Origin of the sequence: Pseudoxanthomonas sp. SORGH_AS_0997 (assembly GCF_031453535.1) — a bacterium.
In the GTDB taxonomy this organism is placed as follows: Bacteria; Pseudomonadota; Gammaproteobacteria; order Xanthomonadales; family Xanthomonadaceae; genus Pseudoxanthomonas_A; species Pseudoxanthomonas_A winnipegensis.
In genome coordinates, this window is the sequence record NZ_JAVIZI010000001.1 from 2,942,528 (window position 1) to 2,957,329 (window position 14,802).

Below are 14,802 nucleotides of genomic sequence, written 5' to 3' on the forward strand. Positions count from 1 at the left end.
GTCGCCGCTGGGGCCCGCCCGGGCAAGTCGCCGTGACCTTGGTCCGATGCGCCCCGCGCGATGCCGCTGCTACCCTTCGCGGCTCTTTGTCGTCGAGAAGCGCCTGTTCATGCGCCTGCCCGTTGCCGTCCTGTCCTGCCTGCTGCTGTCGCCCGCCGCGCTGGCGCAATCGCCCACGCCGCTGACCATCGAACAGGTCATGGCCGACCTGGACTGGATCGGCCCGCCGGTCGAGGCGCCGCGCTGGACCTGGGACAGCCACGGGGTGGAATACGACCTCAAGCGCAACGGCTCGCCGATCCGCGACACCTTCCGCCAGGAGCTCGGCGCCAGCGCCGCCACGCGCGTGTCCGACGATGCGCGCGACACCCTGGGCGCTCCGGATGCGATCTACGACGCCAAACGCCAGCGCCAGGCCTTCATCCGCAATGGCGATGTGTTCGTGCGCAACCTGCGCAGCGGCGCGCTGACCCAGCTCACGCGCACGCTGGAGGACGAGCGCCAGCCGCAGTTCGCCAGCGACGGCGCGCTGGTGTGGCGGGTCGGCCAGCAGTGGTTCCGCTGGAACGGCACCGCCGTGGCCCAGGCCGCCCAGGCCAAGGCCGAGGACGATCCGGACAAGGCGCCCGAGGCCGACGTCCTGCGCGAGCAGCAGCTGCGCACCCTGTCCACCCTGGCCCACGACCGCGAGCAGCGCGAGGCGCTGCGCCGCCAGGAGGCCGCCTGGCGCAAGGCCGACCCCAGCCGTGCGCCGGCGCCGGTCTACCTGGGCAAGGACGTGCAGATCAGCCAGACCGCGCTGTCCCCGGACGGGCGCTGGCTGCTGGTGGTCACGCAGAAGAAGGGCGCCGACGCCGGCCAGGCCGGCGAGGTCCCGCATTACGTCACCGAATCCGGCTACGCCGAGCAGCAGGAGGCGCGCACGCTGGTCGGGCGCAATTCGCCGATCCCGCAGGCGCTGTGGCTGGCCGACATGGCCAGCGGCACGGTCAAGCCGCTGAGCCTGGACACCCTGCCCGGCATCGCCAACGACCCGCTGGCCGAGCTGCGCAAGGCCGCCGGCAAGGAGCCGCTGAAGGGCAACCGCGCCGTGCGCGTGGAAAGCGACGGCGACGCCAGCGGCGCGGCGATCCACTGGAGCGCCGATTCGCGCAATGTCGCCTTGCTGCTGCGCGCCACCGACAACAAGGACCGCTGGATCGCCAGCGTGGACCTGGACAACGCGCGCCTGCAAGTGCGCGACCGCCTCACCGACCCGGCCTGGATCAACTGGAGCTTCAACGAGTTCGGCTGGCTGCCGGACAACCAGACCCTGTGGCTGCTGAGCGAGGCCAGCGGCCACTCCCAGCTCTACACCCAGCGCGGCAGCGAGAAAACCAAGGCACTGACCAGCGGCGCGTGGGAGGTATCCGCGCCGCAGGTGGCGGCCGATGGCGAGGGCTTCTTCTTTCTGTGCAACCGCGCCGCGCCGGGCCGCTACGAGGTCTGCCGGACCGAACTGAAGACCGGCAAGGTGGCCGAGGTCACCGCGCTGGATGGCGGGGTGGAGGCCTTCAGCCAGTCGCCGGATGGGCGCTCGCTGCTGGTGCAGTACTCGGCCAGCTATCTGCCCAGCCAGCTGGCGGTGGTGCCGGCCGGCGGCGGCCAGGCCAAGGTGCTGACCGACACGCGCACGCCGGCGTTCAAGGCGGTGAACTGGATCCAGCCGCAGCTGGTGCAGGTGCCCTCGCGCCACGGCGCCGGCGCGATCTGGGGCAAGTTCTACGCACCGGCGCAACTGGTGCCGGGCAAGCGCTATCCGGTGGTGATGTTCGTCCACGGCGCCGGCTATCTGCAGAACGCCATCGCCGGCTATCCGCCCTACCCGCGCGAGCAGATGTTCCACAACCTGCTGGTGCAGCGCGGTTATCTGGTGCTGGACCTGGACTACCGCGGCAGCGCCGGCTACGGCCGCGACTGGCGCACGGCCATCTACCGCAACATGGGCCACCCGGAGCTGGACGACTACCTGGACGGCCTGGAATGGCTGGTGCGCGAGCACCAGGGCGACCGCGACCGCGCCGGCATCTACGGCGGCAGCTATGGCGGCTTTCTGACCTACATGGCGCTGTTCCGCGCGCCGGGCACGTTCAAGGCCGGCGCCGCGCTGCGCCCGGTGGCCGACTGGATGCAGTACAACCATGAGTACACGTCCAATATCCTCAACACGCCGGACATCGACCCGCAGGCCTATCGCGTCTCCTCGCCGATCGAGTACGCCGCCGGACTGCAGGACCGCCTGCTGATCGCGCACGGCATGATCGACGACAACGTGTTCTTCAAGGACTCCATCGACATGACCCAGAAGTTGATCGAGCTGCACAAGGACAACTGGTCCATCGCGCCCTACCCGCTGGAGCGCCACGGCTTCACCCGCGCCGACTCCTGGCTGGACGAATACAAGCGCGTGCTCAACCTGTTCGACGACACGCTCAAGCCCACGCCATGAGCGCGCCCGTCCCGCCGCCGCTGCCAGGCGCCGCGCCCTCGCCCCGCAGCGGCGCGCAGGGCTTCGTCACCGTGCTGGCCTGGATCACCCTGGCCCTGGCCGCGGTCGGCCTGGCCTACGGCGCGCTGCAGATGGCGATGGCCGGCCTGGTGTCCAGCCCGGCCTATCTGCAGCTGTTCGAGCCGGCTGGCCCGATGCCGCCGCTGATGCGCTGGATGCTGACCCATTACTTCGAGATCGGCCTGGCCGAGGCCATCGCCTCGCTGCTGCTGGCCTGGCTGGGCTGGGGCCTGCTCAAGCGCCGCGAATGGGCGCGCCTGGCCTTCATCGCCTACCTGGCGCTGGGCACGCTGTTGACCTACGGCTCGCTCTGGTACGTCCCGGCGATGACCGAGGCGTCGCTGGCGATGCAGCCCGGGCTGGGCGGCGCCGGTGGCGCGCTGCCGCCGGAGCTGGCCGGCCTGAAGACCGCCGCCATGATCTTCAGCGTGATCGTGGCGCTGGTGTTCACCGCGCTGCACGGGGCGATCATCTGGAAGCTGTGCACGGCCCCGGTGCGGGCGCAGTTCGGCAGCGCGCCGACGATCCGTCCGCGCTGAGCGCCACGAAGCGGCCCGTACACTTGCGCGCATGACCGACATCCCCAGCATCGACCTCGTCCGCGACTATCTGGCCGGACTGCAGGACCGCATCTGCACCGCCATCGAGGCCGCCGACGGCCAGGCCCGCTTCCTCGAGGATCGCTGGACGCGCCAGCCCCCGGCCAACGCTGCCTCGCATGCCACCGGCCCCTCCCTGGGCGGCGGCGGGCGCACGCGGATCCTGCGCGACGGCGCCGTCTTCGAACAGGCCGGCATCGGCTTCTCCGACGTGTCCGGCAGCCGGCTGCCGCCCTCGGCCTCGGCCGCGCGGCCCGAGCTGGCCGGCGCCTCGTGGCGCGCGGTCGGCGTGTCGCTGGTGTTCCATCCGCGCAATCCGCATCTGCCGACCACGCATGCCAACGTGCGCCACTTCCGCGCCGAGCGCGACGGGCAGACGGTGGCGTGGTGGTTCGGCGGCGGCTTCGACCTGACGCCGTTCTATCCGGTCGATGCCGATGTGCTGCACTGGCATCGCACCGCGCGGGCGCTGTGCGCGCCCTTCGGCGGCCAGGCGCGCTACGAGGCGCACAAGCGCTGGTGCGACGAATATTTCTTCCTCAAGCATCGCGGCGAGACGCGCGGCGTCGGCGGGCTGTTCTTCGACGATCTGCAGGACGACTTCGACGCCGACTTCGGCTATCTGCGCGCGGTCGGCGACGGTTTCCTCGAGGCCTATCTGCCGATCGTGGCCGCGCGCCGCGACACGCCCTATGACGAACGCGAACGCGACTTCCAGCTCTACCGGCGCGGGCGCTATGTGGAGTTCAACCTGGTCTACGACCGCGGCACGCTGTTCGGCCTGCAGAGCGGCGGACGCGCCGAATCGATCCTGATGAGCCTGCCGCCGCTGGTGCGCTGGGAATACGGCTTCACTCCCGAGGCCGGCAGCGACGAGGCGCGCCTGGCCGACTATCTGCGGCCGCGCGATTGGTTGGCGGAGCTGGATCACTCTTGATCCTTGTGGGAGCAACTGTCTCCTCAACTCTCGCAGCGGCCTGCCTGTAGAGCGGAGCTTGTGGCAATCCCCTCTTGGGGACTGCGCTGCGCTTCTTTCGGTTCGGGGGGAAGGCCCCAGCGGAGCGAGCTCCGCTCTACATGTGGGAGCCGCCACGGCGGCGAGGGGCTTTACCGGTAGAGCCCCATCGCCGCCATGGCGGCTCCCACATAAGCACTACTGCTTCTGGCCTTACCCCGACTTGCCCTCGCGGGTCTCGATGGTGATGTGGCCGTTGGTTTCCAGGATCGCCAGGCGGATGTCGCGCTCGTGTTCGCAGCCGGACTGGCGCATGGCCTTCTTGAAGTCCGACTCGGCCACCAGCTGCTTGCGCAGCACCTCGGCGAAGACCTTGCCGTCGCGGGCCAGCACCGTGGCATGGCCTTCCACCAAGTGGCGAAAGCGCATCGAGCGCGCCGAGCCGAAGGCCACCAGCCAGTTCAACGCGATCAGCGTGGAGGCCATGATCAGCGCGCCGGTGAGCGAGTTGTCGCCGCCGTTGATGCCGTTCTGCACGGCATTGCCGATCAGGATCAGCAGGATCAGATCGAACGGGGTGAACTGGCCGATGGCGCGCTTGCCGGAGATGCGCATCAGCACGGTGACCATCACATAGATCACCACCCCGCGCAGCACGAAGTGCCACCACGGCGCGGACAGGTCGAACAGATCGTGCATCGGGGCGGCATCGCAGGTGGCAACGGCGGCGTTATCACACGTGCGCCCCGCAGCGGCAAGTGAAGAACCGGCGCCGTCCCAACGCCGGCTGAAGCGCGCGGCGACGGAAAGCCCTCGGAAAGGTCCGCTGCCTAACGTGGCGCCACCTCGAACCACGCACCAAGTCCCATGTCTCTTCGTTCCGTTCCCCTGCGCTGGACCGTGCTGTGCGATTTCGACGGCACCATCGGGCTGCGCGACACCATCGACACCTTGCTGCAGCGCTTCGGCCGTCCCGGCTGGGAGGCGCTGGAGGACGACTGGCTGGCCGGTCGCATCGGCTCGCGCGCCTGCATGCGCGGCCAGGTCGCGCTGCTGGACATGGATGCGGCCCAGTTCGAACAGCATCTGTCGGGCCTGGACATCGATCCGGCCTTCCCCGCCTTCGCCGCGGCGGTGGCCGCGCGCGGCTGGCCGCTGGAGATCGTCAGCGACGGCCTGGACCTGCCGATCCGCCTGCTGCTGGCCCGCGAGGGCGTGGCGCCGCTGCCGCTGTACGCCAACCGCTTCCATCCGGTCGGCGAACGCCGCTGGAACCTGGAATCGCCGCACCAGGCGCCCAGCTGCGGCGCCGGCACCTGCAAGTGCGCGCGCGCCGCGCAAGCGCGCCGCCACGCGCCGGGCGGCCAGGTGCTGCTGGTCGGCGACGGCACCTCGGACTTCTGCGTGGCCGGCCGCGCCGACTACGTGTTCGCCAAGCGCAAGCTGATCGCCCATTGCCGCGACCACGCGCTGGCGCACAGCGCCATCGAAGGCTTCGCCGAAGCGCTGGCGCTGCTGCCCGCGCTGGAATCCGGCGCACTGACCCGCCACGCCCCGCTCGTTTCTCCCGCCGTCGCCATCGCGTGACGCGGCTTCCCCTCCTGCTGCAAACGGACACTGCCATGAACCTGCTCCACACCCTCGCCCCGGCGCTCGAGGACGACGCCCAACTGCTGGCCGACGAGGCCCGCTACAGCTCCTTCGGCGACACCGTGCACTACGTCGATCCGCCCAAGGTGTTCCACCGCTGCGAAGGCAGCTACATGTTCGACAGTGGACAGACGCCGTATCTGGATCTGCAGATGTGGTACTCGGCCTGCAACTTCGGCTATTCCAACAAGCGCCTCAACGACGCGCTCAAACACCAGATCGACACCCTGCCGCAGGTCGCCAGCCAGTACCTGCATCCCACCCGCATCCAGCTGGCCAAGACCATCGCCCAGGATGTGGAAGGCAAGTTCGGCCTGCCCGGCCGCGTGCACTTCAACGTCGGCGGCGCGCAGGCCATCGAGGACTCGCTCAAGCTGGTGCGCAACTACAAGAACGGCAAGAGCCTGATGTTCGCCTTCGAGGGCGGCTACCACGGCCGCACCCTGGGCGCCTCCAGCATCACCTCCAGCTACCGCTATCGCCGCCGCTTCGGCCACTTCGGCGAGCGCGCGATGTTCATCCCCTTCCCCTATCCCTTCCGTCGGCCCAAGGGCATGAGCCCGGAGGAGTATTCGGACCACTGCGTGCGCCAGTTCGCGCGCCTGTTCGAGACCGAATACAACGGCGTGTGGGACCCCAAGGTCGGCCAGGCTGAATACGCGGCCTTCTATGTCGAGCCGATCCAGGGCACCGGCGGCTACGTGATCCCGCCGCCGAACTTCTTCCGCGACCTGAAGAAGGTGCTGGACCAGTACGGCATCCTGATGGTGGTCGACGAGATCCAGATGGGCTTCTGGCGCACCGGCAAGCTGTGGTCGATCGAGCACTTCGGCGTGACCCCGGACGTGCTGGTGTTCGGCAAGGCGCTGACCAACGGCCTGAACCCGCTGTCCGGCCTGTGGGCGCGCGAGGAGCTGATCAACCCGACCATCTTCCCGCCGGGCTCGACCCATTCCACGTTCAATTCCAACCCGCTGGGCACCTCGCTGGGGCTGGAAGTGATCCGCATGGGCTACGAGATGGACTACGAGCGCACCGTACCGGAGAAGGGTGCGCACTTCCTGGACGGCCTGCGCGAGCTGCAGAAGCGTCACAAGGAGATCGGCGACGTCGACGGCCTGGGCCTGGCGCTGCGCGCGGAGATCTGCGAGGCCGACGGCTTCACGCCCAACAAGGCGCTGCTGGACCGCATGGTGGACATCGGCCTGGGCGGCGAACTCACGCACAAGGGCAAGCCGATCGGCCTGGTCCTGGACGTGGGCGGTTGGTACAAGAACGTCATCACCCTGGCGCCCTCGCTGAACATCACCCACGAGGAGATCGACCTGGCCATCGCCCTGATCGACCAGGCGCTGACCAAGGCCAAGCAGACCGTCTGATCCCCCACCGGCACCGGCCGCCTGCAGCGGCCGGTGCTTCGCGGAGCCGCCATGTACTCCTGTACCCAGCTCGAGCCCGATGCGCTGCTCGACAGCTTCCTGGCCCATCCGCCGCCTGGTTTCCAGGTCGAACGTCTGTCCAGCGGCCTGCCGCTGTTCCGTGCCCGCCTGGATCTGCTGACCACCGCCGACGATGCGCTGCGCCGGCGCGTGACCGGCCTGCCCGGCTATCGCCACTGGCGCCGCTGGCTGGAGTGGCCGGCCTGCTTCATCGGCTGCACCGCCACCGAATACGCACCATTGCCGCTGAGCGGCAGCGTGGAGGCGTTGGCCGATGAGGTGCTGGCGCAGGCGCGGCGCGCGCCGCTGCTGATCGTCAAGGATCTGCCCGACGACTCGCCCCTGCTCGGCCTGCACGGCAACCGCCGCGCCCAGGCCTTCGCCCAGGCGCTGGCCGAGCGCGGCTTCGTGCTGATGCAGGGCATGCAGCTGGCGTGGGTGCCGATCGATTTCGCCGACGAGGACGCCTATCTGGCGCGCCTGTCCTCCGGCCGCCGCCGCGATATCCGCCGCAAGCTGCGCTCGCGCGCCGACCTGCGCATCGAATGCCTGCCCACCGGCGCGCCGTGCTTCGACGAGCCGGACACGTTGGCGACCTATTACGCGCTGTATCTCAACGTCTACGCGCAGAGCCAGATCCACTTCGACCAGCTCGACCGCGCCTTCCTCGACGGCCTGCTGCGCGACGGTGGCAGCGGCGGGCGCGTCTTCGCCTACTACCACGATCAGGCGCTGATCGGCTGGAACCTGTGCTACGAACACGCCGGCATGCTGGTGGACAAGTACATCGGCCTGGCCTATCCGCAGGCGCGCCAGCACAACCTGTACGCGGTGAGCTGGATGCACAACCTCGAACACGCCCGCCGCCAGGGCCTGAGCCACTACGTGGCCGGCTGGACCGATCCGGAGATCAAACGCTATCTCGGCGCGCGCCTCACTCCCACCCGGCACGCGGTGTATCCACGCAACGCCCTGCTGCGCGGCCTGCTGCGCCGGCATGCGCACCGCTTCGAACACGAAGCCGGCAGCGTGCCGCAGGCCGAGGTGGCCGGATGAGCGCACCGCTGGTGCTGGACCTGGACGGCGCGGTCGGGCCGCTGCCGGGCGCGCGCGTGCTGCCGCTGCGCGCCTGGCAGGACGCGGTGCGCTTCGGCTGCGGCGTGGCCACGCTGGAACGGCTGGCCCGCGAACTGCAGCCGGCGCTGGAGAGCGCGCACGGCACGGTGATGCTGGGCAGCGGCGATTTCCACCATCTGACCTGGCCGCTGGTGCGGCAGGCAGCGGCGCGTCACGGCGGCCCGCTGCAGGTGGTGGTGCTGGACAACCATCCGGACAACATGCGCTACCCCTTCGGCGTGCACTGCGGCTCGTGGGTGCGGCGCGTGGCGGCCCTGCCGCAGGTGGCGCGCGTGCACATGGTCGGCCTGTGCTCGGCCGACGCCGGCACGCGCCACTGCTGGGAGAACGTGCTCGGCCCGCTGCGTGCCGGACGCGTGCACTACTGGTGCCTGGGCGTGGACACGCGCTGGGCGCGCGCGCTGGGCTGCGGCCAGGCCGTGCACGGCTTCGCCGACAGCGCCAGCCTGCTGGACGCCTTCGCCGCACGCGCCGACGCCGCACTGCCGGTCTATCTGTCCATCGACAAGGACGTGTTCGGCGAGGACGTGGCCCGCACCAACTGGGACCAGGGCCGCTTCCAGCTGGCCGATGCGCGGCGCCTGATCGATGAACTCTCCGCGCCGATCGTCGCCAGCGACATCACCGGCGAGATCTCGCACCATCGCTACCGTCAGCCGTTCAAGCGCCTGCTCTCCGCCCTGGACGGCCAGCAGCCGCCCGATCCGAACGTCCTGCCCCTGTGGCAGGCCGGCCAGCACGCGCTGAACGCGGCGCTGCTGCCCCTGATCGCCGCCGCCTCGGTCGCGGCCTGACAGCGCGCGTCGCGCTGCTCCTACTTCATGCCCACGCCCTGGCGCAGGGCGTCGAGAATGCGCGTCCGCGTGGCCTCATCCAGCCAGGGGCCGTTGCCGATGGTCAGGCTGCACGCGGCCAGTGCGCGCGCCTGCGGCACCTCGGCCTGCGGCACGCAGTCGCGCAGATAGGCGTAATCGGGCAAGGCGTGGATGAACATGCGGCTCACACCCAGGCCGGCGGTCCACAGCCGCGCGAGCACGGCGTCGCGGCGCGCGCGGTCGGGCAGGCGCAGCCATAGCACCGGCCAGGTGCCGTGTTCGCCGGGGCGGTCGTCGTAGACCTGCACGCCGGGCACGGCTTCGATGGCCTGCTTCCAGGCCAGGGCGCGATCGCGCGCGTCGTGCAGGAAGGCCGGCAGCCGCGCGCTGGCATGCACGCCGACCATGCGCCGCCAGGCGCCGACGCGGTGCAGCGGTATCTCCGGCCCGAACACATCGCCCACCGCCGCTTCCGGATCGCCGCGCTCCAGCGCGCGTCGCAGCGGCAGGCCATAGGCCAGGGCCAGCGCGCGCGGCCGGTAGGCCAGGGCCAGGCCCAGCAGCTCGGCGCTGCGACGCAGCTCCCAGCCTGCGCTCGAGGGCACCCGTGCGGCTTCCTCGGCCAGCAGCGCGCGCAGCGCCGGATCGGCGCTGACCAGCACGCCGCCCTCGTACAGCGACAAGCCCTTGCCCGCGGCTAGGCTGAAGAACCCGATGTCGCCCCGCAGACCCACGCTGCGCCCGTCCACGCGCGCGCCCAAGGCCTGGGCCGCGTCCTCGATCACCCAGGCGCCGCAGGCGCGCGCCGCGTCCACCGCGTCGGCGACATCGGCCACGCGACCGGCCAGGTGGGTGGGCAGCACCGCCAGCGTGCGCGGCCCGCACAGGCCGCGCAGGGCGACCGGCTCGAGATCGAAGTGTCCTTCGCGCAGCTCGCCCAGGCGCAGACGCAGCCCGCAGGTCTGCACCGCGATGGCCACCAGCGGGCAGGTGTAGGCCGGCACCACGACCTCATCGCGCGTCGGCGCCAGGCGCCGCAGCGCGCGCAGGGCCAGCACCAGCGCCGCGGTGCCCGAGCAGGTCAGCAGCGGCGCGGGCAGATCGAACAGCTGCGCCAGCCGCGCTTCCAGCCCGGCATCGCCGGGCAGCAGGTCGGTCCAGCGCAGCGGCAGCCCCGCCGTGGGCGGCAGTTCACGTCGCAGCAGCACCGGCGATCTCGGCGGTCTGGGTTTCGGCACGCGCCAGGCAGGCCACGCCGGCCAGGATCAGCGCCGCCCCCACCAGGTGCACCAAGGTGATCGGCTCGCCAAGCAGCCAGGCCGAGACCAGCAGCACGCTGACCACTTCCAGATGCGAGGCGGCGAAGGCCGGGCCGATCGGCGCGCGCTCCAGCAGCGTCATCCAGGTGAAGAAGGCGCCGATGTAGCCCAGGATCGCGCCATAGATCCACGGTTGGCCGAACAGCCGCTGCAGCCAGGGCAGGCCCCATTCCAGCGGCAGGGCGTGATCGCCGGCGAGCTTGAAGCTCAGCTGCGCCAGCGTGTCGAACGCCATCAGCAGCGGAAAGCCGAACACATACAGCCGTTTCATCCGCCCACTCCCACCACCGCCACGCCCAGACCGATCAGGCCCATGCCGGCCACGCGCAGCGGCGTCAGCCGCTCGCCGAAGAACAGCCGCCCGGCCAGCATCAGCGCCAGGATGTTGACCGAGCCCAGCAGCACGCCGCGCGACAGCGGCACCAGTGACAGGAACGCCGCCCAGGCCAGGAACTCCACTACATAGCAGGCGATGCCCAGCCACAGCCACGGCCGCGCCAGCCGGTGCCGCCAGCGCGCTAGCGTCTCTGCGGCCTCACCGCCATCCACCGCCGCGGCCTTGAAGGCCAGCTGGCCGGCGGTATCCACCACCACGGTCAGCAGCCACAGCAGGGCCACCGCCAGACTCATGCCAGCGCCTCGTACCGGTACGGCGCATCGACGCTCGCCCGCGGCGCGGCTTCCGGCTGCGCCAGGCGCTGGAAGAATTCCACCGTGCGCTCGGTCAGCAGGCGCCGCTGCCGATCCAGGGTCAGCATGTGATAGCTCTCGTGCATCGGCAGGAACTCGGTCGGCCCGGACACGCCGTCCAGCACCCATTGCGCATTGCGCAGGCTGGCCACGTCGTCCTCGGTGGCATGCGCCACCAGGCAGGGCGCGGTGACCTGGGGCAGGTGCCGGCGCACCCGCGCCGCCAGCGCGCGCAGCTCGGCCAGCGAATGCCAGGGGTTGCCCGGCAGCCCGGCCACGCTGCTGTCCGCGCCCTGCATCGCCGCGCTGATCTGTGCGCGCAGGCGCTCGTCGCGCAGGCCGAACGGCGGCTCCTCCATGAACATGCGGTCCCGGCCGATGCCGGTGGCCTTGAACAGTGGCAACAGGAAGGACAGGTGACGCGTCCACGGGATGTTCCAGCCGTCGTAGACGAAGGTCGCGCCGTACACGCCGACACCCGACACCAGCTCGGGGCGCTGGGCGGCCAGCTCCAGCGACAGCAGCGCGCCCATCGACAGGCCGGCCACGAAGATCCGGTCCACCTTCGTCGCCATGGCGTCCGCGGCCTGCTCGACGCTGGCATACCAGTCGCGCCAGCCGGTGGCCATCAGGTCGTCCAGGTCGCCGCAGTGGCCGGCCAGCTGCACGCCGTGCACGGTGAAGCCGGCGCGGTGCAGGCCGGTGCCGACCCGGCGCATCTCGGCCGGCGTGCCGGTCAGGCCATGGATCAGCAGCACGCCGTTGCGGCCACCTTCGAAGAAGAATTCGCTTGAACGGATCACGTGCCACCTCACTGAAGAGGCCGGCAGGGTGTCACGCGAGGTTTTCCGCTGGCTTTCGTCCGCGCCGGGGCGGCGGCGGGGTTTACGCCAGGTTGTGCTTGCCCGGATCGGCCGCCGTCTCCGGCCGCCCCGCCACGGGGAAGCGCACCTCCACCCGCAGCCCGCCCTGCGCGCCGCGCAGGAACGCCACCTCGGCCTGGTGGTGGCTGGCGATGCCCTGCACGATCGCCAGCCCCAGGCCTGTGCCCTCGCCGCCGGTGCCGGGCACGCGGAAGAAGCGCTCGCCCAGCCGCGCGCGCAGCGCGTCGGGCACGCCCGGGCCATCGTCTTCCACGCTGAGGATCACCCGCGCCTGCTCGGCCGAGAGGCCGACGGTGATGCTGCGGCCCTTGCCGGCATAGCGCAGGGCGTTGTCGATCAGGTTGTCGAGCAGCTCCTGCACCCCGCGCGCTTCGCCGACGATCGCAGGCACGGGCGTCTCCGGCGGCTGGTAGCCCAGGTCCAGCCCGGCATCGAGCGCCTCGGGCACGCGGGCGGCCACCGCGCGCGGCACCAGCCGGTCCAGGGCCAGCGGTTCATGCATCTCCTCGCGCGGATGCGGCGCCTGCGCGCGGCTGAGCGCCAGCAGCTGGTTGGAGGCCCGGGCCGCACGCGCGGTCTGCGCCAGGATGTGGGCCAACGACTGCTGCAGCTGGGCCGGATCCTGCGCCGTCATCGCCCGTTCGGCATGCAGCTGCAGGCCCGCCAGTGGCGTGCGCAGCTGGTGGGCGGCGTCGGTGATGAAGCGTTCCTGCAGGGAGATCGCGCCGCGCACGCGCACGAACAGGGCGTCCAGCGCGCGGGTCAGCGGCAGGATCTCGCGCGGCACGTCGGGCTCGGTCACCGGCGCCAGCGCCTGCTCACGCTCGGCCAGGCGCCGGGTCAGCGGCGCCAGCAGGCCAAGCCCGCGGTCCACGCCGACCCAGACCAGCACCAGCACCACGGCGATCAGGCCGGCCTGCAGCGGCAGGGTCATCAGCAGCACGTCGCGGGCGCTGCGGTGGCGCTCGCGCAGGGTCTCGGCGACCGTCACCCCCAGCGTGTCGCCGGCCTCGTACGGCGAGGCCAGGCCGACGGTCGCCATGCGCAGATGGTGCTCGTCGTGGAAGCCCTTGTAGAGCACCGGCTTGGTCCCCGGCACCGGCATCCGCGTGTTGCCCAGGCCGCTGTCGCCGTAGAGCAGGCCGTGGCGCCGGCTGATCACGGCGAAGTAGTTGGGCCCGTTCGGGTCGTAGCGCAGCAGGAACTGCGCCTGCTGGGACAGCGCGTGCGACTGCGGCTCGCGCCGCAGCAGCTCGGCCAGGGTGACCGCGTCGTCGGCCAGGCTGCTGTCGTGCGCGCGGTTGGCGTAATGCAGCGCCACGCGATAGGTCAGCCCGGCATCGAGCGCCAGCAGCACCAGCATGGGCACCGCCAGCCACAGCACCAGCCGCCGGCGCAGGCTGGGGTGCGGGCTAGGGCCGGCCATCGGTCCCCCTGCAGGCCCTAGGCGTCATCGCCTGTGTCCTGTTGCTCCTGCAGCAGGTAGCCCAGACCGCGGATGGTGCGCACGCCCACGCCGCTGCCCTGCAGCTTGCGGCGCAGGCGATACATGGCGATGTCCAGGCCGTTGTCGCTGATGTCCGCATCCCAGCCGCACAGCACTTCGACCAGCTGAGCGCGGCTGGCGACCCGGCCGGTGCGCGTGGCCAGTGCGCCGAGCAGGCCAAACTCGCGGGCGGTCAGCTCCAGCGGGTCTTCGCCGATCCAGGCGCGGTGGCCGGCCAGGTCCAGGCGCAGCTGGCCCAGGCGCAGTTCGGGCGCGCCCTGGCTGACCATGCGCCGCAGCAGCGAACGCACCCGTGCCTCGAACTCCTTCAGGGCGAAGGGTTTGACCAGGTAGTCGTCGGCGCCCAGGTCCAGCACCTGCACGCGATCCTCCAGCCCTTCGCGTGCGGTGATCACCAGCACTGCGGTGGTCGCCGCGCGGGCACGCAGGCGCTGCAGCACCTGCACGCCATCCATGGGCCCCAGCAGGCCCAGGTCCAGCACCAGCAGCTGGTACTCGGTGTCGCGCAGCGCCAGATCGGCGCGCGAACCATCGGCCAGATGATCCACCGCATGCCCCTGCTGGCGCATGGCCGAGACCACGGCCTCGGCGATGGCCGCATCGTCCTCGACGATCAGGACGCGCATGACGGACGGGACAGCGGACGAGAAGGGAACGGCGACATGCGCACCACACCACGAAGCGGCTCAACCGGAAGGCGCGAAGTGTCGCCGAAAACCTGTCGCGCCGGTCAGGTCTTTGGGCTTGCGGGCAGGAAGGCGTTTCGACTCCGTAAGGGCAGCGGGCCAGCGGGCTGGTGTCCGCTTTTCCCTAAATCAGGGCATCCTGCCCTGATTCGGGCGCTCGGCTTGCTGCCTCGCGCGTCAAGTCACAGAGCTTCGGTTTGCGCGGTCATTCGAGACCCTCGCCCATGCGCAGAGCGCGATCAGTGACGGGAGGGCATCGACTTGAGGCCCCCTCCCTTGCGCGCAGCGCAGGGGAGGGATGGGGAGGGATCGGGGCTTTCCCGGGCAAGCCACAGAAGCAAGAGCAAAAGCACCCCTCCCCGGCCCTCCCCTTCGCCTGCGGCGAAAGGGAGGGGGCAGAGCGCTGCTGGATGCCTTCGAGTGGGAAGAAGTCCCTGATCTATTCGCCGCAGCGCCTCGACCCGGGCGGGGGCGCGGAGAGCGGGCTAAGGATGCCCGCGGCGGCGAGTCCGCCGCCGATGGCGAACCGAGCCGAGGAGCCGCGCCCGACCGGGGCGAGGCGGGTTGGCGAAG

The 14,802-nt window shown here is 70.9% G+C and carries 14 protein-coding genes; 7 read left to right on the plus strand and 7 right to left on the minus strand.

Features of this window, described 5'->3' with window-relative positions:
• Positions 1-115 precede the first annotated feature (115 nt).
• From QE438_RS12885 to hemF, 3 genes are read left to right on the plus strand one after another with little or no spacing between them, the layout of a single operon-like run.
• On the plus strand, positions 116-2,488 hold the full coding sequence (locus QE438_RS12885) for a S9 family peptidase (protein ID WP_306996315.1): 2,373 nt from the start codon (positions 116-118) through the stop codon (positions 2,486-2,488).
• Positions 2,485-3,087 carry a hypothetical protein gene (locus tag QE438_RS12890; RefSeq protein ID WP_130524725.1) on the plus strand — a complete coding sequence of 201 codons (603 nt, stop codon included), beginning with the start codon at positions 2,485-2,487 and terminating at the stop codon, positions 3,085-3,087. The genes QE438_RS12885 and QE438_RS12890 overlap by 4 nt, the downstream gene beginning before the upstream one ends.
• 40 nt (positions 3,088-3,127) lie before the next feature.
• Positions 3,128-4,084, plus strand: coding sequence for an oxygen-dependent coproporphyrinogen oxidase (hemF, locus tag QE438_RS12895; RefSeq protein WP_306996313.1), 957 nt, complete (start codon positions 3,128-3,130; stop codon positions 4,082-4,084).
• A 231-nt stretch (positions 4,085-4,315) separates the two neighbouring features.
• On the opposite strand, the gene QE438_RS12900 is transcribed toward hemF, so the two are convergent.
• The gene (locus QE438_RS12900) at positions 4,316-4,801 is read right to left on the minus strand and encodes a YetF domain-containing protein (protein WP_130521815.1); all 486 of its coding nucleotides are present in this window, start codon (positions 4,799-4,801) and stop codon (positions 4,316-4,318) included.
• A gap of 189 nt (positions 4,802-4,990) precedes the next feature.
• Between QE438_RS12900 and QE438_RS12905 the strand changes: the two genes are divergently transcribed.
• The 4 genes from QE438_RS12905 to QE438_RS12920 are packed head-to-tail and all read left to right on the plus strand — an operon-like array spanning position 4,991 to position 9,122.
• On the plus strand, positions 4,991-5,689 hold the full coding sequence (locus QE438_RS12905; RefSeq protein WP_130521826.1) for an HAD-IB family phosphatase: 699 nt from the start codon (positions 4,991-4,993) through the stop codon (positions 5,687-5,689).
• A gap of 35 nt (positions 5,690-5,724) precedes the next feature.
• Entirely contained in the window at positions 5,725-7,131 is a 1,407-nt protein-coding gene (locus tag QE438_RS12910) for an aminotransferase class III-fold pyridoxal phosphate-dependent enzyme (RefSeq protein WP_306995124.1), read from the plus strand.
• Between the two features lie 51 nt (positions 7,132-7,182).
• Positions 7,183-8,247, plus strand: a complete 1,065-nt coding sequence (locus tag QE438_RS12915) for a GNAT family N-acetyltransferase (RefSeq protein ID WP_130521813.1) — start codon at positions 7,183-7,185, stop codon at positions 8,245-8,247.
• Entirely contained in the window at positions 8,244-9,122 is an 879-nt protein-coding gene (locus tag QE438_RS12920) for an arginase family protein (RefSeq protein WP_306995122.1), read from the plus strand. Before QE438_RS12915 ends, QE438_RS12920 begins: the two co-directional genes overlap by 4 nt.
• Positions 9,123-9,142: 20 nt before the next feature.
• Here QE438_RS12920 and QE438_RS12925 read toward each other — a convergent pair whose 3' ends face one another.
• The 6 genes from QE438_RS12925 to QE438_RS12950 all read right to left on the minus strand — a co-directional run bounded on the left by QE438_RS12925 (position 9,143) and on the right by QE438_RS12950 (position 14,169).
• Positions 9,143-10,351 carry a DegT/DnrJ/EryC1/StrS family aminotransferase gene (locus QE438_RS12925; protein WP_306995119.1) on the minus strand — a complete coding sequence of 403 codons (1,209 nt, stop codon included), beginning with the start codon at positions 10,349-10,351 and terminating at the stop codon, positions 9,143-9,145.
• On the minus strand, positions 10,335-10,733 hold the full coding sequence (locus QE438_RS12930) for an EamA family transporter (protein ID WP_130524720.1): 399 nt from the start codon (positions 10,731-10,733) through the stop codon (positions 10,335-10,337). The genes QE438_RS12925 and QE438_RS12930 overlap by 17 nt, the downstream gene beginning before the upstream one ends.
• The gene (locus tag QE438_RS12935) at positions 10,730-11,092 is read right to left on the minus strand and encodes an EamA family transporter (RefSeq protein ID WP_130524719.1); all 363 of its coding nucleotides are present in this window, start codon (positions 11,090-11,092) and stop codon (positions 10,730-10,732) included. The genes QE438_RS12930 and QE438_RS12935 overlap by 4 nt, the downstream gene beginning before the upstream one ends.
• Entirely contained in the window at positions 11,089-11,955 is an 867-nt protein-coding gene (locus QE438_RS12940) for an alpha/beta fold hydrolase (RefSeq protein WP_130524718.1), read from the minus strand. The genes QE438_RS12935 and QE438_RS12940 overlap by 4 nt, the downstream gene beginning before the upstream one ends.
• Before the next feature lie 82 nt (positions 11,956-12,037).
• Positions 12,038-13,462, minus strand: a complete 1,425-nt coding sequence (locus QE438_RS12945; RefSeq protein WP_306995116.1) for a sensor histidine kinase — start codon at positions 13,460-13,462, stop codon at positions 12,038-12,040.
• Between the two features lie 17 nt (positions 13,463-13,479).
• Entirely contained in the window at positions 13,480-14,169 is a 690-nt protein-coding gene (locus tag QE438_RS12950; protein WP_130521806.1) for a response regulator transcription factor, read from the minus strand.
• Between the last annotated feature and the right edge of the window lie 633 nt (positions 14,170-14,802).

What these genes read in the sequence shown, in the direction of transcription:
- QE438_RS12890 (WP_130524725.1), top strand. Translation starts at nt 2,485, where the DNA reads ATGAGCGCGCCCGTCCCGCCGCCGCTGCCAGGCGCCGCGCCCTCGCCC.
- QE438_RS12910 (WP_306995124.1), top strand. Translation starts at nt 5,725, where the DNA reads ATGAACCTGCTCCACACCCTCGCCCCGGCGCTCGAGGACGACGCCCAA.
- QE438_RS12930 (WP_130524720.1), bottom strand. Translation starts at nt 10,733, where the DNA reads ATGAAACGGCTGTATGTGTTCGGCTTTCCGCTGCTGATGGCGTTCGAC.
- QE438_RS12900 (WP_130521815.1), bottom strand. Translation starts at nt 4,801, where the DNA reads ATGCACGATCTGTTCGACCTGTCCGCGCCGTGGTGGCACTTCGTGCTG.
- QE438_RS12935 (WP_130524719.1), bottom strand. Translation starts at nt 11,092, where the DNA reads ATGAGTCTGGCGGTGGCCCTGCTGTGGCTGCTGACCGTGGTGGTGGAT.
- QE438_RS12945 (WP_306995116.1), bottom strand. Translation starts at nt 13,462, where the DNA reads ATGGCCGGCCCTAGCCCGCACCCCAGCCTGCGCCGGCGGCTGGTGCTG.
- QE438_RS12950 (WP_130521806.1), bottom strand. Translation starts at nt 14,169, where the DNA reads ATGCGCGTCCTGATCGTCGAGGACGATGCGGCCATCGCCGAGGCCGTG.
- QE438_RS12915 (WP_130521813.1), top strand. Translation starts at nt 7,183, where the DNA reads ATGTACTCCTGTACCCAGCTCGAGCCCGATGCGCTGCTCGACAGCTTC.
- QE438_RS12920 (WP_306995122.1), top strand. Translation starts at nt 8,244, where the DNA reads ATGAGCGCACCGCTGGTGCTGGACCTGGACGGCGCGGTCGGGCCGCTG.